This window comes from Paenibacillus ferrarius (genome assembly GCF_002027705.1).
Lineage (GTDB): Bacteria > Bacillota > Bacilli > Paenibacillales > NBRC-103111 > Paenibacillus_E > Paenibacillus_E ferrarius.
In genome coordinates, this window is the sequence record NZ_MBTG01000008.1 from 194,473 (window position 1) to 215,151 (window position 20,679).

Annotated in this window: 19 protein-coding genes; 6 read left to right on the plus strand and 13 right to left on the minus strand. The window is 46.7% G+C overall.

The annotated features are described in order from the left end of the window. Positions 1–41 precede the first annotated feature (41 nt). Positions 42–713 (minus strand): O-methyltransferase, encoded by a 672-nt coding sequence (locus BC351_RS10475; RefSeq protein WP_079411537.1) that lies wholly within the window; start codon positions 711–713, stop codon positions 42–44. A gap of 129 nt (positions 714–842) precedes the next feature. Here BC351_RS10475 and BC351_RS10480 point away from each other — a divergent pair, with 129 nt between their 5' ends. Then, positions 843–1,739: a LysR family transcriptional regulator gene (locus BC351_RS10480; RefSeq protein ID WP_079411539.1), complete on the plus strand. Its 897-nt coding sequence runs from the start codon at positions 843–845 to the stop codon at positions 1,737–1,739. A gap of 89 nt (positions 1,740–1,828) precedes the next feature. Here BC351_RS10480 and BC351_RS10485 read toward each other — a convergent pair whose 3' ends face one another. Together BC351_RS10485 and BC351_RS10490 are read right to left on the minus strand one after the other, a co-directional pair. Then, on the minus strand, positions 1,829–2,959 hold the full coding sequence (locus BC351_RS10485) for a DNA alkylation repair protein (protein WP_079411541.1): 1,131 nt from the start codon (positions 2,957–2,959) through the stop codon (positions 1,829–1,831). A gap of 63 nt (positions 2,960–3,022) precedes the next feature. After that, complete coding sequence (locus BC351_RS10490) at positions 3,023–3,841, minus strand: squalene/phytoene synthase family protein (protein WP_244208947.1); 819 nt, start codon at positions 3,839–3,841, stop codon at positions 3,023–3,025. Between the two features lie 363 nt (positions 3,842–4,204). Between BC351_RS10490 and BC351_RS10495 the strand changes: the two genes are divergently transcribed. The 3 genes from BC351_RS10495 (at position 4,205) to BC351_RS10505 (ending at position 6,498) form a co-directional block, all read left to right on the plus strand. Then, on the plus strand, positions 4,205–4,918 hold the full coding sequence (locus BC351_RS10495; protein WP_079411545.1) for an SDR family oxidoreductase: 714 nt from the start codon (positions 4,205–4,207) through the stop codon (positions 4,916–4,918). Positions 4,919–5,149: 231 nt separating this feature from the next. Further along, complete coding sequence (locus BC351_RS10500) at positions 5,150–5,722, plus strand: metal-dependent hydrolase (RefSeq protein WP_079411547.1); 573 nt, start codon at positions 5,150–5,152, stop codon at positions 5,720–5,722. Between the two features lie 155 nt (positions 5,723–5,877). After that, the gene (locus tag BC351_RS10505; protein ID WP_079411549.1) at positions 5,878–6,498 is read left to right on the plus strand and encodes a TetR/AcrR family transcriptional regulator; all 621 of its coding nucleotides are present in this window, start codon (positions 5,878–5,880) and stop codon (positions 6,496–6,498) included. A 557-nt stretch (positions 6,499–7,055) separates the two neighbouring features. Here BC351_RS10505 and BC351_RS10510 read toward each other — a convergent pair. The 6 genes from BC351_RS10510 to BC351_RS10535 form a co-directional block, all read right to left on the minus strand. After that, positions 7,056–8,597: a choice-of-anchor Q domain-containing protein gene (locus BC351_RS10510; protein WP_425270912.1), complete on the minus strand. Its 1,542-nt coding sequence runs from the start codon at positions 8,595–8,597 to the stop codon at positions 7,056–7,058. 111 nt (positions 8,598–8,708) lie between these two features. Then, positions 8,709–9,656, minus strand: a complete 948-nt coding sequence (locus BC351_RS10515) for a carbohydrate kinase family protein (protein WP_079411551.1) — start codon at positions 9,654–9,656, stop codon at positions 8,709–8,711. Next, positions 9,653–10,954, minus strand: a complete 1,302-nt coding sequence (gene melA / locus BC351_RS10520; RefSeq protein WP_079411553.1) for an alpha-galactosidase — start codon at positions 10,952–10,954, stop codon at positions 9,653–9,655. The genes BC351_RS10515 and melA overlap by 4 nt, the downstream gene beginning before the upstream one ends. Positions 10,955–10,972: 18 nt before the next feature. Beyond that, complete coding sequence (locus BC351_RS10525) at positions 10,973–11,797, minus strand: carbohydrate ABC transporter permease (protein ID WP_079411555.1); 825 nt, start codon at positions 11,795–11,797, stop codon at positions 10,973–10,975. 16 nt (positions 11,798–11,813) lie between these two features. Then, positions 11,814–12,749, minus strand: coding sequence for a carbohydrate ABC transporter permease (locus tag BC351_RS10530; RefSeq protein ID WP_079411557.1), 936 nt, complete (start codon positions 12,747–12,749; stop codon positions 11,814–11,816). Positions 12,750–12,764: 15 nt separating this feature from the next. Continuing rightward, on the minus strand, positions 12,765–14,057 hold the full coding sequence (locus tag BC351_RS10535) for an ABC transporter substrate-binding protein (protein WP_079411560.1): 1,293 nt from the start codon (positions 14,055–14,057) through the stop codon (positions 12,765–12,767). Between the two features lie 239 nt (positions 14,058–14,296). On the opposite strand from BC351_RS10535, the gene BC351_RS10540 reads away from it, so the two are divergent. Continuing rightward, entirely contained in the window at positions 14,297–15,319 is a 1,023-nt protein-coding gene (locus tag BC351_RS10540) for a LacI family DNA-binding transcriptional regulator (protein WP_079411564.1), read from the plus strand. 483 nt (positions 15,320–15,802) lie between these two features. On the opposite strand, the gene BC351_RS10550 is transcribed toward BC351_RS10540, so the two are convergent. From BC351_RS10550 to fba, 3 genes are all read right to left on the minus strand, one after another. After that, positions 15,803–16,597 carry a DeoR/GlpR family DNA-binding transcription regulator gene (locus BC351_RS10550; RefSeq protein ID WP_079411568.1) on the minus strand — a complete coding sequence of 265 codons (795 nt, stop codon included), beginning with the start codon at positions 16,595–16,597 and terminating at the stop codon, positions 15,803–15,805. 105 nt (positions 16,598–16,702) lie between these two features. Beyond that, positions 16,703–17,632 (minus strand): 1-phosphofructokinase family hexose kinase, encoded by a 930-nt coding sequence (locus BC351_RS10555; protein WP_079411570.1) that lies wholly within the window; start codon positions 17,630–17,632, stop codon positions 16,703–16,705. After that, entirely contained in the window at positions 17,629–18,495 is an 867-nt protein-coding gene (fba, locus tag BC351_RS10560; RefSeq protein WP_079411573.1) for a class II fructose-1,6-bisphosphate aldolase, read from the minus strand. Before fba ends, BC351_RS10555 begins: the two co-directional genes overlap by 4 nt. 284 nt (positions 18,496–18,779) lie before the next feature. Between fba and BC351_RS10565 the strand changes: the two genes are divergently transcribed. Further along, the gene (locus tag BC351_RS10565; RefSeq protein ID WP_079411576.1) at positions 18,780–19,814 is read left to right on the plus strand and encodes an SIS domain-containing protein; all 1,035 of its coding nucleotides are present in this window, start codon (positions 18,780–18,782) and stop codon (positions 19,812–19,814) included. Between the two features lie 348 nt (positions 19,815–20,162). On the opposite strand, the gene BC351_RS10570 is transcribed toward BC351_RS10565, so the two are convergent. Further along, positions 20,163–20,624: an AraC family transcriptional regulator gene (locus tag BC351_RS10570; protein ID WP_079411579.1), complete on the minus strand. Its 462-nt coding sequence runs from the start codon at positions 20,622–20,624 to the stop codon at positions 20,163–20,165. Positions 20,625–20,679 lie beyond the last annotated feature (55 nt).

Genomic DNA, 20,679 nt, shown 5'->3' on the forward strand with positions numbered 1-20,679 from the left:
CCTAGTTCCCTCCCGCGGGTTTAAGGTCAGAGCTCAACCTTTCAACCTTTCACAAGACCAATAACGAACCCATCATAGCCTTTGCTGCCAACAGTCTGAATGGCCGTCGCTGTAATTCTAGCTTCGTCTGCCAACAGATCATAAAATTCCCTTACTCCTTTTACACGCGGATCTTGCGTATTTTCGTTAATGACCTCGCCTTCGCGAATAACGTTGTCTCCTATAATAACCGTTCCAGGATGAGAGAAATGAAGGGCCCATTTCAAATAATGGGGATTGTTCGGCTTATCCGCATCAATGAATATGAAATCAAAAGGCTCAACTCCCTCCTCCTTCATCTGAGCCAATTGTTCAAGTGCATCCCCGACGCGAAGTTCAATGCAGCCATCCACCGAAGCAAGGGAAAGATTCGCTCTGGCCACCTGAGCATGCAGAGGATCGAGCTCCAAGGTAACCAATTTCCCATCAGCGGGCAAGGCTCTCGCTAACCAGATGGTACTGTATCCACCTAGGGTTCCAATCTCGAGAATGCGTTTTGACCCATGCAGGTGGACAAGCAGGTTTAAGAATTTCCCTTGATTAGGTGTAACATCATAAGCAGGCAATCCAGCTGCTTGATTTGCGGATAATACTTGATCCAGAATAGGATCTTGCGGGATCAAACGCTCAGTAATATAGTGATCAACCTTTTCCCAAATTTGCGTGTTACTCATGATTATCACTTCTCCTCATACGTTTTTTACTTTCTACACTCAGTATACAGGTGTTATAATCATAGTTATAATATATCTTTAATCAAATTATATAACTTATATATATGAATCATACGAAGGGGTTTAGCAATGAATCTACATGCCTTACGCTTATTCCATGTCATCGCCTCTTGCGGCAGTGTAACGCGCGCTTCGGAATTGCTCAAAATAAGTCAGCCCGCCATAACGGCTCAAATCAAGAAATTTGAGAAAGAATTGCTCCTCTCTCTACTCAAGCCTCAAGGAAGAGGAATAGCTTTAACCGATGCGGGTGAAGAGATTGCTCAGCTTGCTAAGAGACTTTTTGCTGTCGAACAACAAATTGAGCAATTCGCTCAACATTACCGTGATGGGACGAACGGAAGTGTCCGGCTGGCTGCGACCTATTTACCAGCTCATTTCCTGATACCTACCTGGATCGCCAAATTCAAGCAACAATTCGAACAAGTCGAAATGATCATTACAACGACCAATTCTAATGATGCCTTGCAGCAGCTTCTAAATGTGGATGTGGATATTGCTATTTACGGAGGAATTCCCGAGGAATATCCGGATACGATCCAGACAGAGGAGTTGTTTCAGGACGAATTATGGTTTGTTGTGGCACCCAATCATCGCTATGCGAACCAACAAGTTTCCTTGGCGCGCATGATGAAGGAACCATTCGTTATGCGGGAGGAAGGCAGTTCAACGAGAGAGCGATTATTATCTTTATGCCGCACCTATAATTCTTCGACACCAACCATCTCTTTGCAATTTAATGGTCTTCATGAAGCAATTACGGCTGTGATTGCAGGCTATGGCGCAAACTTCGTCTCTTCTTTAGTTGTCCGCGAATATGTAGCGCGTGGTGAGCTATGTCGTGTTCATGTGGATGGAATTCATCTAAAAAATACAATCGCCATCTGTACCCGCAAAAATGAACCTCTTTCTGCGTCTTCCCTGAATTTTATTCAGATGATTCGTCAAAATCCTTTTAGAAAATAGCAGTTTCACATGCTGCCCATTCAAAGCCTCTATACGACAAACAGCCCTGCCGCAAATCATGCGAACAGAGCTGTAAGGCAAATCATTTACTAAACCGAGGAATCCGCGTTGTCTGGGACGTCGTCCAAATAAATCTCCGTATGAGCGACTTCTTGTCCATTGATAACCAGTGTCAGCTTATGCATGCCAGGGTAATGGCGACGGGTCGTAAGATCGGACCATTGATGCGTTCGCTTCCCTTTCAGCTGTGACCCTCCTGGTACCGTTTTATCTGAAAGTAAAAATAATTTCCGCGACGTCTTGCCTTTCGACTTCACAAAATAGATGCCATATTCAATCCGAATTCGTGCGGCTTCTCCCTCGCGGATCTCAAGCTCATAGCTGATTTCACAGCTCTCGCCTTTCGAAACTCGGGCCTTATCCGTCGTGATTGAAGATTGTACCGTAAGCGAAGATGCTTCTGTGGAGTCAGCGTAACCAAACAAGGCAAGTATTTCCGGACTTCCTTGGCGAATCAACGTGCGACAGCCATGTCTGACAATCCAGTCTGTATCGGCATTCTGCCCTTTCCAACGCCGCGCCAGCTCAAGCACAAGCGAGGGATGATCCTTGGCGATGTCGTTTAAGTTGTTGGCCACACTTTTTCGCACATAAAGAGACGGGTCCTCTTTTAATTGCTCCAGCACAGGGAGGACCGGGTCCGGATTCTGCTTGAATAAGGGAAGCGCCTGACCCCATGGCAGACGAGGACGACAGCCTTCACTGGCAAGTCGACGCACATGTTCGTTGGGGTGCTTGGACCACGCCCTCATCTGCTCCATCACTCTCTCCGGTTCGCGGATAAGGAACGAACGAACTGCGAATTCTGCCGATGAGCTCTGTGTAAACTTCTCCAACGCGTTCATCGAAGTCGCCCAATGCTTGTCTTCCTGTCCGTATACTTCCACAAAGTCAGGGAAAAATAGATAAGGAAAACCTTTGCATTTCTCATAAATGTTCAATAAAACCTCGATGGCAGCTTCGTAGGAACCGGGCAGGTACACCCCCAAAACGTTGGAAATTTGCCGGGTTCGTCCTTTGAGCTCAAGGCCCTCCCACTTTTCATCCATGACAGCCTGAACGAAACTGTGCACATCGAATGTGTCATACACAGCCTTCACTGTCTCGCCAAAGTTAAGTAAGAATGCCTTATGATATATGCCTTTTAGAGGCTCCGCCATGATTCAATCTCCTCTCCTAGATGTCAAAAAAACCGGCAGCCCATCCCCCGGTTTCTTTCTTCCTCATAAACGACTCACAATTTTCAACACGGCATCCCGCGTTAATTTGTTGCCGCCTGAACCGATCAATTTGACTGTTGCATTAGCTAATGCAAGAGGAATTTTGCAAAACTTCAATGCCGGGCCTTCCTTCAGATCTGCGATATACGAGTCAGCAAGCTCAAGATTGCGACGCGTGTACTGCATCATATCCTTCATTTCCCATCCTTTCGGAAAGAAATCAACCCCACGCGTACGATCCTCAGCTCGATTGCGCAAAATATTAACAGCCTGCAAGCCTCTTCCGAAACCAATGGCCTTCACGGAGTCGGATTGTGTCCCATCGTTCCAGAACCATAGATCGGACAGCATCTCTCCAACCATGCCAGCCACACTATAGGTATACCGATCCAAATCTTCTTCTGTTTCAATTTTCCAATTGCATGCTGCCCACTCTGCCATTTCCAGCGACATCTTCTGAATATAACGATTGACAATTGGAGCTGCGGAAGAAGGACAGAGGTTCAGCCACTCATCGAGACGCCATGATACCTCAGGCAATTGCTCCCGATACGGCAACAAAAACTCCGTGACAGCATCTATGACGTTGGGAGCGTTGAAAGTTTCTTGTATTCCCATCAATATCTCCACTTTTAATGACTCGTTAAGATCAGGGTGATCCTCGACTTCATCTATAGCCCGCATACAAAGATAAGCAGATGCCACTGCCTCTCTCAGTCCTGTATCCAAATGACTAATCGGTATGTAAAATGTACGGCTTGTTTTCTTCAGCATGGTCATGGCGTCATTCAGGACAACGTTATTAATGGGTATTCCCTCCAAGTATTCGTTAGCTCAACAAATGTGTAGTTTTTATCATGATAACATAAAAAGCTGCGTTTTATCCAAAATGCTGACGCTCGTAGAGATTTGTTCACATTTCAGTGAAATTGAAGCAGTACCGCGGACCGATTATCCTCAAAATTTGGTATTTCTCCCTTCTATTGATCGAGAAACCATCCATAGCCGTAAGCCAACTTTTTTAACCTAATTATCCCTGTGAAATCACATTGATATCTTCCGGGAAAGTATATGAATAAAACATCACTACTTCCCTAAATGAAGTTAATCTACTTATAATATTATTGTACAGTTCGGAGGCCGCATTAAACGACTACATCATCTTATTTATCAGGAGGAAATCTTATGCTGCGCAATCAAAAAGTGGTCATTATCGGAGGAAGCTCAGGAATCGGTCTAGAAACAGCCAAGCAAGTCATTGCACGCGGTGCAGATGTCATTATCGCCAGCCGCTCAGAAGATAAACTGCTTAAAGCCAAAGAACTACTAGGCGCCAAAGCTGCTGTCTATTCTCTGGACACGACAAATGAACTGCAAGTCCAGTCTTTTTTCCAACAAATTGGCCCGTTCGATCATCTTGTCATCAGTGCTGCGGAAACCTCCGGGGGATCATTTCTCCATACGGAAACGGCTCAAGCCCGTCAATTGTTCGAAAACAAATTCTGGGGCCAGTATTACGCGGCCAAATATGGGGCTCCTCTCATGTCGACAAATGGCTCGATTACTTTATTTTCTGGCATAGTCGCCTATAAATCCATGATTGGATCGTCTACCCTTGGCGCCGTCAATGCGGCCGTATCGAATCTAGGCCAGACTTTGGCCTTAGAGCTTGCTCCGCTTCGCGTGAATGTCGTTTCACCGGGTATTATTGATACGCCTTCCCGCAGTAAAATGGCTGAAGAAGCACGCAACACCCTCTATGCCACAGTGGCGGGCAAGCTTCCAGTGAAGCGAGTAGGTACAGCAGAGGATGTCGCACAAAGTGTACTCTACCTGCTCCAAAATAGCTTTGTAACCGGTACCGTTCTCCATGTAGAAGGTGGGCATCTCTTAACTTAATCACGGGTAAAAAACAAGGAAATTGGCGCTTCTCTAGGGAAGAAGCTCGTTTCCTTGTTTGATTACGGGAAAGCCCCAACAGCAACATACCATAATATGGAATTAGCACGATTACTTTTAGTAGGTAAAAATCATTTCACATCCAATCCATACATATAAAAGCATTGACAGTTTAATAACCAATGGTTACTATATAACCATTGGTTATTAAACTGAATTGGAGGGTGAACCATGTTTGCAGGACACTTTGGATTAGCGGCAGGAATACGGGCGAAAGCCCCGGAGGTGCCGCTATGGGCGCTGATGCTGGGTACACAGCTATTGGACGTTGTATTCCTTCCCTTGTATTTGACGAATGTAGAAACAATTGATAATCCATTTGGAACTGGATATGGCAAAGGGGTTATTCACGCGGATTATACACATTCCTTGCTGGGAGCTCTGATCATCTCGTTATTGGCTGGGTTAATCGCTAGATGGTTGTGGGGAAAACGGGCTGGCTGGATCCTCGGCGGAGTCGTCTTCAGTCACTGGATACTGGATCTCGTGGTTCACCGCACCGACATGCCGCTGCTGCCTGATAACTGGGGGAGCTATCCTTTGCTTGGTTTCGGTGCTTGGCGATTCGAGAGTCTTTCTATTGCTATCGAACTTCTTATTCTTATTATCGGCTTCTGGATGTATGCAAGATCCGCGATCCAGCGAGGAAATGGAACAAGGAAGAAAGCGGAAATCGTTTCATCCATCGTTCTGGGATGCTTGCTCGGATTTGCTTTGATTACGGATGTGACAAGTTTATTCTAAGGAGGCTGGCGTTATGAGTTTCATCGTATTTATCCTCTTGTTCACTCTATTATGTGGGTGGTTGGATGCCAGAATTTCCATGAAACCCAGTAAAGTTGACTAGCTGCATACGGATTGTTACAATAGCTCCACTATGAAGACGAGGTTGACTATCTATGGTATCTAAACAGGAACAACGGTCGGAAGAAACGAAGAAAAGCATCCTTGCTTCAGCTGGTGTTTTATTTTCCAGCAGAGGTTATGATGCAGTCACGATGAGAGATATCGCCAAAGAGGCAGGCTGTTCGCATACAACCATCTATATATATTTCAAAGATAAGGAAGCGCTGCTGCATCAGCTCTCGATGCCGCCGATCCTGCAATTGTTGGAACAAGTGGATACATTGCTTTCAGAAGACTCTCCTCCCTCTGACAAGTTGCAGGCGATCAGCCTGCAAGTCATTGAGTTTTGCTTGGTCAACCGCAATATGTACAATTTGTTTTTTACCGTGAAGTCCGTAAGAGTGGATGAGCAAACACCCGAGATGGCGATTAACCAAGCCCGGAACAAGCTTTTTGGGAAGCTTACCGAATCCATTCAAGCGGTCCTGGGGCTTGATTCTCAAGATGAACGGCTTTTACTCTACACGCGGATCTACTTCTTCAACTTATATGGCATTATCGCTACGTATTCGAACTCGGATGAAACAGTCGAACAACTGATGGGCAGGCTTAAGCCAACTTTTGCAGAGTCCTTTGAAGTGCTTCTAATTGGTATTCGGAGTAAGGTAAAATAGAAAAAAGAACCCGCGACGGTTGTTAACCGTTGATCGGGTTCTTTACTGTTTGCTCAGCAGCGCTAAAACCTGCAAATGTGCAGGAAATTTCGATAGAATCGTTTGAAATGTGGAAAAACCTGCGTTTATGCAGGAATTTCCAGACATTTCATCCAGATAACCAAATTAAGCCCTAAAAAGATGTACATTTGCAGGAATTACCATCATTATTATTTCAAGCGAAAAAAGATGCACAATCGCAGGTTTTCCCCGATTTATCGGCTATAACCCTTTGCAACGAAAATATAAGCCACTGTCTCGCCAAGCTTAAATTTTATTGCAGCGTATACGCAGGCAAAGAAGCATTCGCACCAGGCAGGCGAGCCGTCGTGGAATCATTTTGAATGTAACCAAGTTTAATGCTTTGCCCTGCGCTCACACCAAGCGTTTGCAAGGGAATCGCGACCTCAATTACGGTGCCATTATTCACGAGTTGGGAAGCGGATAAGGTAAGAATCGGTCCCCCGTAAAATCCAGGAAAATCAAGGCCTTGCTCATCTAAACGCTGATCTTAACGATTATTCATCCGCACCGATATTCACAGCCGACCCCTGTACTCTGGCTTGACCGTCAATATCCTGTGTGCCGATAATTGCCGTATCGGTCGAACCCGCATCAATTGCCGGGGAAGTGGACTGCAAATGGAAATCGTTTGTCGTGACATTCACGAACAGCGGGTCAACGAATAAAGAATGCGCATCGTTTGCGGTGCCTGATTTGTACGAAGCGAATCCTGTGTACTCTGTACCTTTCCAGCCCCATGTGGCATTGGAGGTGCCGCCTGGCGCAAAATAAAGATTGTAATCTACAATGTTGCCCGAATTTTGTGTGTTATCGTTCATGATCAGTAAATTATTAGAGCTAGCTACCATAATGTTGTTTTTAATGATATTGTTGTTGGTTTTGTACTGGAAATTTATTTGACCACTGCCCTGATTCGCTGCATCGTTTTTGTACAGCGTGTTGTTGACAACTTTATTATTGTCAGCGGAGCCATTCCCGCTGGATGAGCCCCCAAGTGAAATACCGGAAGCGCTGTTTTTATACACCATATTGCTGCGGACCGTAATATTGCTCGTGGATTTACCTGGATGCTCAGACGCAATTTCAATGCCAATATCATTATTGTAACTGTAGTTTTGTTCAATAATGGTATCTTTGCCGCCATCCACATAAATACCATCTGCTCCATAACTTTTGTTTGGCAGCTTTTTGCCATAGGACGGATTGTTATTGGAAGTAATATTGTAGACGCGGTTCCCTCTTACGATGCCGTTACGTGCCTGATCGTAGGCTTCTGTTGGCGATTTTTTTTCAAAACCGATAATATCTATACCGATGTTATCATTATCGTGAACAATATTGTTAAGAACAGAGAACGTATCGACATTGCCATTTAAAACAACGGACTCACTCGATCCAAGAACGAGGTTATACACTTCATTCCCGCTAATGATAACGTCATGAATAGAAGCTGGCGCCTTCGTCCCATATACGGCAATACCGTGGGCATCCCGGCCAAGAAGGTCAGAACCCGTCGGGGTTGCTGTATTTTTGATATCGTGCACCTTATTGTTCGTCAGCTCAATGAAGCTGCCGGAGCCATGAACATAAATACCGACCGGCATGACGTTCGAAGTTGATGTTGTATAATTGCGAATTTCAAATCCATTGATTTTCACATAATCTTTGTCAGTAATATCTACGATTCCTTCAATACCGCTAACCGAAAGCCCTGTACCATCGATGGTCGCTACTTCGGTGCTGTAATTTGAGAATGTAATCGGATTACCTGCAGTACCGGAATGAGTCAGTTTCAGCTTCTGATTATATACACCACCGCGTACATAGACCGTATCTCCCGCTGCAGCAACATCCGCTGCGTGCTGCAGCGTTTTCCAAGGTGCACTGATCGTACCAGCATTGGCATCATTTCCGGTTGTTGCCACATAGTAAGTCGTTCCTGCGGCAGAAGCCGTCGGGCTGTGCACCCCACCGGAAGTAACAATCAATGCAGCAATACTCATTCCAAGTACGAAACCTTTCTTCGCTTTCAACACAAACATCATCTCCCTAGATTGAATTTGGCCATGCTTGAAGCTTGTTCAGTCTTCCTGACAGCATACATAAAACTTCTGCTATCACCCCCTTCACGTAATTAATTGGCGCTTTTACGCCTCATCTTGCATGCGAGCCACAGCCTCGGCGGTGGGGAGACTTCCCGTGCCGCCTACTCCCAGTGTTGACAGCGCTCCGCAGGCATTGGCATATCGGAGGAGGCTTTCCCCCAAATAGCCATGCAAAAAGGCATAAATGATTCCTGCATTAAAGCAATCCCCCGCTCCTGTTGTATCTACAGGAGTTACTTGGTAAGGAGCGGCCGACACGATATGTCCATCCGAATTACGCAGGGACGCCCCTTTGGAGCCTTGTTTAATTGCCACAATCCCCGGTGTTGAAGGAAGCCGCTCCCAGACTTCACTTAATTTCTCTGTGGAATAAATATGCAGCGCTTCCTCCTCGCTCGGGATGAACAAATCAGTCTGCCCCAGCAGCAGGTCAATGCCTTCCCGATCCCACTCATTGCGGACATCCCATCCCGTATCGAAGGAAGTGCTAATCCCTTGAGAACGCACGCGTTCAAACAGTGTTTTCCAATGAGGTCTCATACTGTCCTGCAAATAATAGGAACCGAAATGGAGATGACAAGCTTCACGCAGCAGTTCCTCAGGAATATACTTTGGCATCAGCATAGGAATACTGCCTGGATAGGTTAGCAATCCTCGATCAGATGGGGTTGAGAACGAAAGGGTAACCCCCGTCTTCATCTCCGGCTCCGAAGTGACATGCTCCGTATTAACGCCCATTCGCCGCAGCTCTGCTAAGCAAAACTTGCCAAAGTCATCATCGCCTACGACACTTACAAACCATACATCCAATCCCAGACTCGCCAAGGCACAGGCTGTAATCGCCGAGGAGGAACCGAGAACGACATCAAATCCATTGATCATTTTCTCACGATTCCACTGGGGCACCACATCTTCTCCGGACAAAATAATGTCCACATTCAATTCCCCGACTACGACAACTTTTCGCTTTTCCGTCTTAACTCCCATCATTTCATGACAGGGATGAAATCCCGCTCCGCTTCGTAAAGTTCTTCAAACATATCTCCAATCTCAGCCAAGGAGCATACCGCAGCAGAAAGTGGATCAACCATGAGCGCATGTCTCGCCATTTCTTTATCATTGTTCAGTACAGCACCCACAGCGAGATCGAAGAAGGCCATATTGGATCGGCAAAGCGCTGCCAGGTGCTCAGGCAAGCTGCCGAATCGGCAAGGATTGACGCCATTGCGATCAACCATGCAGGCCACTTCCACGACCCCATTTTGCGGCAAATTATGAATTAGGCCTTGATTCGGCACATTGCCATAAATAACCTTGGATTCATTCTTCAGTACAGCTTCAATAATAATCGCTGCATACTCGTTGCTGGACTTCAGTTCAAGCGGAAGCGTGCCTTCCAGCTGTTGTTGTATCTTATCGTCATTATCTTGACGCCATGTAGGCCAGTTATCGGCATAATAGCCTGTAGCTCCGTTGTAGCCAGCATTGCAGTGAAGATCAATCAACGATTGACGTTTGCGGTAGTACGGGATGTACTCCGAGAAATGACCGCTTGATTCCGAAACGAAAGCTCCCAAATATTTCATCGTATCAAAGCGCACAGGATCTTTTTTCAATAAATCCGGGTTCTGAATCTTTTCACGGAGCACAGGATATAGATCTTGCCCCTGATGGGTCAATTCTACGAACCAGGACATATGATTGATGCCGCCGGCTCTCCACTTCATTTCCTCATAGGGAACACCAGCGTATTTCGCTAATTGGCGAGACGTATTCTGGATCGAATGACAAAGTCCGACCACAGGAATTTCGGTCATGCGGGAGGTCAGCAGCGTAACCGCAGACATCGGATTCGTATAATTGAGAATCATGCTCTCTGGGCACAAGTCCTCAATATCGCGAACAATCGCCATCCAGCTTGGCAGCGTGCGCAACGTTTTGAAGAGGCCACCTGGACCCATTGTATCGCCAATACATTGATTCACGCCGTATTTCAAAGGAATTTCGTATTCATATCGAACCGTTTGCAGTCCGCCTACTTCGATCTGGTTAATGACGAATTGGGAGCCTGCAATAACTTCTCTGCGATTAACCGACGCGATAACTTCCCAATTCCTCCCGGAAACCTCGATAATTTTGAGCACCAGCTTGCGGGCGATCTCCAGACGTTTCTCGTCAATATCCACCAAGGCAATTGTGCCGCCTTCTATGCCTTGAATCAGCATAATATCCATAACAATTTCTTGTGTAAAAGCACTGCCAGCCCCGATAATCGATATTTTTGTCATATGTCTTCTCCTTGTGTGTTATTTCATGCCTGTCATCGTTAAGCCTTTAATAAATTGCTTTTGGAAAATCAAGAAAACGATAATAACCGGTGTTGTGATGAGAACAGCAGCAGACATCACAACGTTGTAATTGACCATATGAGTGCCGTTGAAGTAAACCAAGGCCAAAGGGACCGTCATTTTACTCGTATCATTCAACACAATCAGCGGCCATAAATAGTTGTTCCAGGAATTCATGAACGTGAATATCCCTAAAGCCGAAAGCATCGGAAGAATAAGCGGCGCAATAATGCGAAGCATTAATTTAAGCTCGCCAGCCCCATCTATTCGCGCTGCATCCAGAAGATCTTGCGGAATTTCCTCGATGAATTGCTTGGCGAGAAAAACGCCGTACGAACTGACTAAGTTAGGCAAAATGATCGCGAATAAATGATTGATTAGTCCAAGCTTCGCCGTAATTAAATAAGTCGGAATCATAATTACTTGGAAGGGAATCATCATCGTTGCCAAAATCAGAATGAACAACAGCTTCTTTCCTCTGAATTGATGCTTGGCAAAAATGTACCCCGAGAGCGCACTCGTAAACAGCGTCACCGCCGTTATAACAACCGAGGTGACCGCACTATTCAGCAGCCATTTCACAAATGGCGTATCCTGCAGAACGGTACGGTAACCGTCCAAGCTTGGATGCTGTGGAAAGAAGCCGCCGGAACCCGCCACAATTTCCATATTGCTCTTCAGCGATGACAGCACCATCCATACATAGGGCATGAGCATGATGCAGGCAAGCACACTAATGACAGCTATGATGACGCCATCGAACCAGACACTTCTGCGTTGCATGTGTTTAAGCCTCCTGTCAATATTCCCATTGGGTGCGTCCCCATTTTAACTGCAGCAGCGTAACCAATAAAATGATGATGAGGAATACGGTAGCCATTGCCGAGGCGTAGCCCATGTTGGAATTGGAAAAAGCTTGCTCGTAAATGTGCAAAGCCAAGACCCGCGTTTCATTAAAAGGCTCCCCCTTCGTCATGATCTGGAACTGGGGAAAAGCTTGGAAGTACGAGACGACGGTTGTCACCGAGACGAACAACGTCGTTCTGCGAAGCAGCGGCACTGTCACATGCCGGAACAAGTGCCAGCGGTTAGCGCCGTCTAATATAGCCGCTTCATAGTACAAATCCGGAATCGAATCCAGTCCCGCCATGAAAAGAACGACATTATAGCCAATATCCGCCCATAAAGTCATCATGATAACCGAGAAAAGCGCATAATGCGGATCGCTCAGCCATTGGATCGGTGCCATATGAAGCTTGGAGAGCAGCATATTGAACAAGCCGTTATGGTAGTTAAACATCGTGCTCCATACGATAGCTGTCCCTGCGAGCGGAGCAATCGTCGGTAGAAAGAACACCGTGCGAAATAAATCTTTTAACCAACGAACTCTGACACGCTGGATGGCCATTGCAATGAGCAAGGTGATCAGGATGTTGGCAAGCACGGCTATCGTTACGAATTTGAACGTTACCCAAAGCGACTTGAGGAATACAGCATCGCCCAGCATGCGAATATAGTTGTCTGCGCCTACGAACAGCGCACTCGCACTAAGCGGATTATATTTGAATACAGACAACCCCAAGCTCCATCCAATGGGAATAAAAGCAAATACACCAAACAACAGCAAAATGGGAATAAGCGAGAAAAGCACGAATTTCCTTTCACCCTTGTATTCCACGAGATTCTGATCTGATTTAACTTTCTTGCCTCCGATAGATACTGCACTCTTGTTCATACTCGAACACTCCGATCACTTGTGTTGATCCTGACTATCGTTAACCGCTTTTTCTATCTTCTTGAGCCCCTCTTCGACGCTCACTTGCCCCGCTGCAATGACTTGGAAATTATCATTCACCTGCTTAAAGAAAAAGTCGCGATCTGCTATTGGACCGATCCATTGACCTAAGGACAGAACACTTAAGGAAGTCTTCATATAAGGATTCGCTTTCAGGAATTCCGGATCTTCAGCTACCTCTTTCTTGGCCGGAACGGTGAAGGTGTCTAGATTCCAGTTGCGCAGATTATCCTTCTGTGACATGAATTGAATGAAATCAAGGGCTGCCTGGCGCTGCTTGCTCTTCTGGGAAACGACCACACCCCAGCCAGACTCCGCTGCAAACGATGGTGGATTACTTGTGAAGGAAGGAACAGACACATACTCAAAGTCGCTGACTTTATAATTGTTAAGCCCCGCTGCAATGGTCCAAGGTCCGCGATATGTCATAGCTGAATTTCCTCGGTAAAAATAATCCGATGTGTCGAGCTCACCGCCAAACGTCGTAAGGTCAGCTACTTTATCATCTGCCACAAAGCTTTTCAAAGTTGACATCGCTTTCAAAGCTTCCGGCGTTTGGAAGTTCACATGGTCTTTCTCGCCCCAATAAGTACCTTTTTGCTGCAAAATCAACGATAGGAAGGTGAACGTAATATTGTCGCTCGATACGAAATCAAAGCCTTTTACTTTAATCCCATTGCTATCTCGAATCGTTAGCTTCTTCGCATCTTCAACCAATTCAGTCCATGTCGCTGGCGGAGCAGCAATTCCTTTGTCCTTCAGCATTTGCGGGTGTATCAGCATCCCGCCATTTTCAATGTTATATTCCAGCGGCAGACCATACAGCTTATTGTTCAGCGCATAACCGCCGATTGGGGCATCATAGTAGGCTTTTTTCACATTTTCGCTATCAGGTATTTCGGCAAGCAATCCGTTCTTGGAATACTCTGGAACCCATGTGCCGAACACTTCTGCGATATCAGGAGGATTTTTGGCCGAGTAGGCGGCTTTCAGTTTGGGATTGTAGATATCATAAGGGAAAGATTGATAGTCGATCTCGACATTCGGATGCAAAGCGCGATAATTGTCAATCTGCTTCTTATAGGCGCCCACCATCGCATCTTCTTGGTGACTCCAGAAAGTAAGCTTAACGTGACCATCTGTTGTTGCAGGTGCTGTTGCATCAGGTTCATTACCACTCGTACAACCAATAGTTGCAAAAATAATGCAAAAGATCGATAAAATTGCACGTTTTCTCGATAAATTCATGCTTATCCCCCTCAAAAACGATGTATTAGGTTGTATCCTCTCGTTAATACTAAAAATATAACCCAAATTGTGGAACCAGTCAATAAATAATTTTCAATAATTTGCGGCAAATTATTATTTAATTTTCAAATATTTTCACCATTTTTCAAGTTGACCTTAGGATTTTTTTTACTTAACATAGAGAGTAAGAATTTGCGGCAAATTATTTATCCTATATGAAACTGAAGGCAGGTTGTGTCATGCCCACATTAAAAGATATAGCCGAACGCGTAGGCGTCTCGATTTCCACCGTCTCCCGCATCCTGGCCAATGATTCCAATCGCGCTGTGAACAGTGAAACGAAACAAAAGATCTGGGATACGGCCCGGGAGCTGGGGTACGTAATCAAACCCGCATCGCACGAGGCAAACCCGGTAACCAAAGGCATTGGGTGTGTCGTATCCACCATGCAGGATCGGCATTACCACCCCTACTTCTCGGTGATCTTCGATGGGATCGAGAAGGAACTGTCCCGCAACGGGTACAAAATTGCCTTCACGCATACGCAAGAAGATCTGAAAAGACCTGAAATTTTGCATCAAATTACGAATGAGAATCAAGTGGAAGGCATCATCGTCATCGAAGGCATTGAGAGCAAGCTGTACACTTATTTGAAAAAACATGTAAAACACGTCGTCGGGATCGATGTCTCCGATCCTACGATCCCAACGATCACCTATGACCGTGTTGAAGCCGCTCGGATTGCTGTCCAGCATCTTATCGATCAAGGGCACCGCGATATTTTGTTTATCGGCGGCACCGGCTTATCAGGTCAATTCCATCGTGAGAAAAGATACCGTGGCTACCAGGCAGCCTTAGAGCAATCTGGCATTGCCATCAACCCCCAGCATGTATTGAATGCTGAATGGGAACCAGACAAAGCCTATCGTCTTGTTCTGAAGTACATCGAGGATCATCACGGCAAGCTCCCGACCGCCGTGTTCGCAGCAAGCGACATCATGGCAATGGCCGCTATGCGCGCGATCTCGGAGAAAGGCTTCCGCACCCCTCAGGATTTCGCGATTGTGGGATTCGACGACAACGAGCCGTCCCGTTACACGGTGCCTCCACTCTCAACCATTCATATCCCAACCTTCGAAATTGGGATTGTCGCTGCACGAACCGTTCTGCAGTGCATACAGTTCCCCTACCCGCTGCCAATCAAAATATTGCTGCCGTTCGAGCCCATCTTCCGCCAATCCAGTGACTGGCGTGTGCCATAGCAAAAGACCGCAAGGGTTTTCCCTTGCGGTCTTTTTGACGGGAACCATGTGCTCGAGCACATGGAGTATTGACTCGCTATTTGCGAGTGAGCCTGCCTTTTTCGCCGGCTCGGGGCGGGGCGGCGGGTTCGCTGCTTGTGAGCCTGCTTTTTTGGCAGGCTCAGCATACCTTGCGCGCGGATTCGGTCTTTTCGCGCGCTGAGACTGCCTTTTTCGCCGGCTCGGGGCGGGGCGGCGGGTTCATTGCTTCTGAACCTGCCTTTTTGGCAGGCTCAGCATACCTTGCGCGCGGATTCGGTCTTTTCGCGCGCTGAGACTGCCTTTTTCGCCGGCTCGGGGCGGGGCGGCGGCTTCGCTGCTTGTGAGCCTGCCTTTTGGGCAGGCTCAGCTTGCTTCCTTAGACCAAAAGGACCCAGCCACAAATGGCTAGGTCCTTTTGGCCAGGTCCTAAAAAAACAACCAGGTCCTTAAATCCTTTATCCCTCACTCAGCAACAGGAATCGCCGTATGTATAGCAACATCCCGCTCTTCGCAAGCTTGCGCAAACCAGCCTTCTGGCTGTTCATTCAGAATAACCCCCGTTGCTTGCTGGAGGGGAATAATGGTGAACAAGGCGCTTTTCTCAAGTTTGCTCTGATCGAAAACAGCATATACTTGTCTGGAGCGTTCGATCAACAATTGAGCAATTCGGGCTTCGAGCTCGGAGTGCATCGTAAATCCATGTTCCAAAGATACCCCGTCTACACCAAGAAACATCTTCGTAACGTTTATTTTATCAATGACACTTTCCGCCAGCGGTCCGCTCAGTTCATAGCTTTTTGCCCGCATAACGCCGCCAATCACAACGACCTGCACACCTTCGGCATCCGCTAGCTCAGCGGCAATGTTCACGGCATTCGTAACGATCGTAATATGGCGATGCTTCTTCAAGGCTCTAGCGATGAAAAACGTTGTCGTCCCCCCAGTCAGGCAGACAATGTCCCCTTCTTGCACCAAATTCGCTGCCGCTTCGGCAATTCGCTCTTTCCCTTGCTGCTGAAAAAAACGCTTATCCGCAAACGGCAATTCAACAGCAGATTGCAAAATAGCTCCTTCGTAGATTGCTCCTCCAATAGTGCGAATGATGGGCCCTGATTTCTCTAACAAATCCAAATCGCGTCTGGCCGTAGCTTCCGAACAGCCGATAGCTTCAATAATTTCTTGAACGGATATTTTGCCGTGTAATTTAATAAGCTCCAGAAGTTTCGACCTGCGCAACTCGCTCTTTGAATATTCCATATGTCTCTCCTTTGACGCTATCAGCGCCGTCTTCCCTGCTATTCCTAATTTTGGAGGACAAAGAGCAAGATTGCAAGTAGCCTGTATAAATACCACGATTACGGCTTACAAAGTAATAACCTTCACTTGCTCCATATATGCTTGAAAAAGCGAATAGTCGACATGACCAGCTTTATCCGACATCGCATTTGCAGCGGCAGCTGCCGCAGCAATGCGCAATCTTTCGGCAGGCGTATCTCCCCGATCGTCCGCAAAAGCCATACCCGCAACGAATGAATCGCCGCAGCCAACCGTATTGACCGCTTTAATCAAAGGTGGCGTAACCAAATATCCTTCGCCTTCTATAAAGGCAATTGCCCCTCGGCTGCCCAAAGTGACGCATACTTGCTCGATCCCAACACCAGCTAATTTCTCTGCTGCTTCTACCCAATCGGCGTCTCCCCATTGCTCCCGCCCCATCCACTGAGCCAACTCTTGCTCGTTTGGCTTCACAAAATGCGGGCACGCCAACAGTCCGCTGCTCAAGGCAGCTCCGCTTGTGTCTAAATATACGCGTGCTTGCGTAGATCGAATAACGTGCATAAGTTCCACGTACAAATCGGCAGGGGCACCTGGCGGCAAGCTCCCAGAGAGTACTACAACCGAAGATTGCAGCGCCAGCCTGTGCACAACTTCTTTCATCTCCGCGATGTGAATCTCATTGATTTCAGGTCCCGCTTCCAGCAGTTCCGTCGATCGGCGGTTAGACTCCTCGAGGATATTCAAACAAACTCGAGATTCCCCCGGCACACGAACAAAAGAAGTCTGAATGCCCCGCTCCTTCAAGTTTTCCTCAATGAAAGAACCGCTGCTGCCAGCGACAATTCCGGAAGCTGTTACATCTCCGCCTAGCAGTCGAATCACTTTGGCGACATTATTGCCTTTCCCACCCGGTTCTGCGATTTGCCTAACAACACGCTGTATTTCACCTATTCGAAATGAATTGACATAGTACGTTTTGTCGATGGCTGCATTCAGTGTAATCGTGGTAATCATCTAACTTCGCCAGCTTTGCCCACACACCCGCATAGCTGCATCTTCTCAATGGCCAGGCGCTTTGCAGCCTCTTTCGCTGGAACCATATATTTTCGAGGGTCATTTTCCTCCGGATTCGCAGTGAATACTTGTTTTATCGCATCCGTGAAAGCAATGCGCAGTTCTGTGGCAATATTCATTTTGGCCATTCCCAGCGCCACCGCTCTTCTTACCTGTTCAGCAGGAATACCCGATCCCCCATGCAAAACCAATGGAGCTGCGACGCGATCGGCAATTTGCGCAATCCGAGCAAAATCAATATTCGGTTCCCCTTTATAAATACCATGAGCAGTCCCAATCGCCGGAGCCAGTGTTAACACGCCCGTGCGCTCAATAAATTCTCTGCACTCTTCTGGATCCGCCAAAAGCGCATCACGCTCGTCTACAACGATGTCGTCCTCAACGCCTCCAACTTTGCCAAGCTCAGCTTCCACATTTACACCAGCGGCAAGGGCGATTTCCATCACTTTGCGCGTGCGCTCCACATTCTCTTCGAACGGATACATGGAAGCATCAATCATGACCGACGTATAACCTGCCCGTATACATTGAACGATGAGCTGGAAATCTGTGCAGTGGTCCAAATGCAGTGCAATCGGCAGCCCTGTGCGGTTCGCGGCAACCGTCGCCGCTGCTGCTAGATAATCGGGACCTAAATGTTTAACGGTACCAACCGTTGATTGAATAATCAGCGGGGATTGCGTTTCCACAGCAGCTTCAATGACAGCTTGAAGCATTTCAAGTGTGTGCACGTTGAACGCACCGATGGCATACTTGTTTTTGCGGGCAATTTGAAGCATGTGAGTCGATGAAATAAGTGGCATAATGAGTTCCTCCTTCTAAGTTACGCCAAACAACTGGCATACTGAACATAATGGTTTGTAAAATGATTGCCATGCCGTATTATTGATCATCATAATCTCAGTTTATGATTTTTTCAATCTTTTTTTGATTGTAAAAGTATTTAAAATCATAAATTTGCCGTTATTACGCAGAATTTCACATAGATATATTCATTTTTGATTGTAAAAATCAAAAATTGATTGAAAAAGTACGATTTTTGATTTAAGCTTATGTGGCAGAATCATATTTGAGGAGGTTATCATTCATGAGTTTAACCTATCGTGAAATTAAACAGCAGTATGCAGCTTTGCAACAAACCTACGATTACATGCTAGCTCAAAGAGCGGCAGTTACTGCTTTTGCCCAGGCACAATCCGTCACCTTCATTGGCTGCGGCTCCAGTTACTGCTTAAGCGAATCCGCTGCATTTTCCTTCCGCTTGCGGACCGGTCTTCCTTCAAGCGCTTTAGCCGGAGGCGATCTTATGTTGAATCCGGAGCGATATCGCGCTTTATTAGCAGGCAGCTTATTAATAGCACCCTCGCGGTCCGGCAGTACGAGTGAAATTGTCGAAGCTGTTCGTCTCATTCAACAAGCTTCCCCTATTCCTGTGCTCGCTCTTTCATGCGTAACGAATTCACCACTTTCCCAGCAGGCTGACTTTTCGCTGGAATTGCCTTGGGCTTTCGATCACAGTGTATGCCAGACACGAACTGTAACTAATCTTTACACCGCCAATCTATTGTTGGCCGCCTTCCTCAGCAACGATGAAGCCGTCATCGCGGATATTCAAACAGCGATCCACCAAGGTGAAGCATTCATGTCACGGGTTGAGCAGGATATCCGCACAACAGCCGATTTTGCCTGGACCAACGCTGTCGTGCTTGCCGATGGAGAATTGTATGGACTCGCGTCCGAAGGGGCGATTGCGCTAACGGAGATTGCCAAAGTTCAAGCCAACTCCCATCATCTGTTGGATGTTCGTCACGGTCCGATGGTAACCGTCGGACCAGATACACTCGTTATCGCAGCGATAACCGGCGATGGCACCGAACATCAGAACAATTTGATGCGCGATATCAAACAAAGAGGTGCGACGATTATCGCATTCGCCGATCGAGCTGATCTCATCTCCACCGAGCATGTCGATCTTGCCGTGATCTCGGATAACCCCTTGGATATTGCCGTGCAAGGCATCCCCTTTATGTTCATACCCCAAATCGTTGCGTTAACCAGCGCCGAACGCCAAGGCATGAATCCTGACCAGCCTGATGGATTGGTAGCTTGGGTGAAATTGTAAGCGCGAGCCCTAATACGATGCAAAAAACGCCTCCAACACCACTAATCACGTGGGGATGGAGGCGTTTCTAAAAACCTGCGATTATGCATCCTTTTTCTAGCCGCTACCGCGTTCAGCAGTAAATGCCTGCGATTATACATCCTTTTGAGGCCTTTCCCCTTATAACAAGGCAAAACAACCTAGAATACCTGTATTTTCGCAGGCATTTCGATTTTTCATGCGATTTCGCCGAAAATACCTGCATTTTCGCAGGCTTCTGATTCCCTGAAGCACACGTGTAGCTGAAAGATGTCTGTAGTTGCTCATAGATGATCTGTTCCCGTTCCGGCAACGCAGCCCCCCAGCCTATTATTCCTTCATCAATTTCTGGATACTCTCGGCATAACCCAGCGATAAGGCGATTTCGATCACAGACAGGTTACTCTCTCGCAGCAAACGAGCGCTTTTGTCCATTTTTAGCTTTTGCAAATAGGACTGAGTTGAACAGCCGAACTTTTTTTCAGCCCAAAATAAAGAGAGAGAAAGACCTATATCTGATATCACTAAATGAAGCTGCGGGCCTTCCAATGCGAGCCATGCCATCTGTAATTGTTGATTACACCGAGTCACTAACGCCTCATACACAAAGGAAGTGCCCGGAAACAAGCAAAACATATCACCTTTTTCTAATGTAATAGCTTGATTGCCCGTTGCGACCTTCACCTTGCCATGCAGCACCCAGTGCAAACTGTCTTGTTCAATGACTTTAGACCCAACACGATAAGTCGGCTTCGCTTTATTCTGCCCCGCCCTTACGATTGCGCTATGCAAAATGCAAAGAGGAGCAACCGCGTTTAGTGGTAGATTTTATCGCCAAATAGAAGGA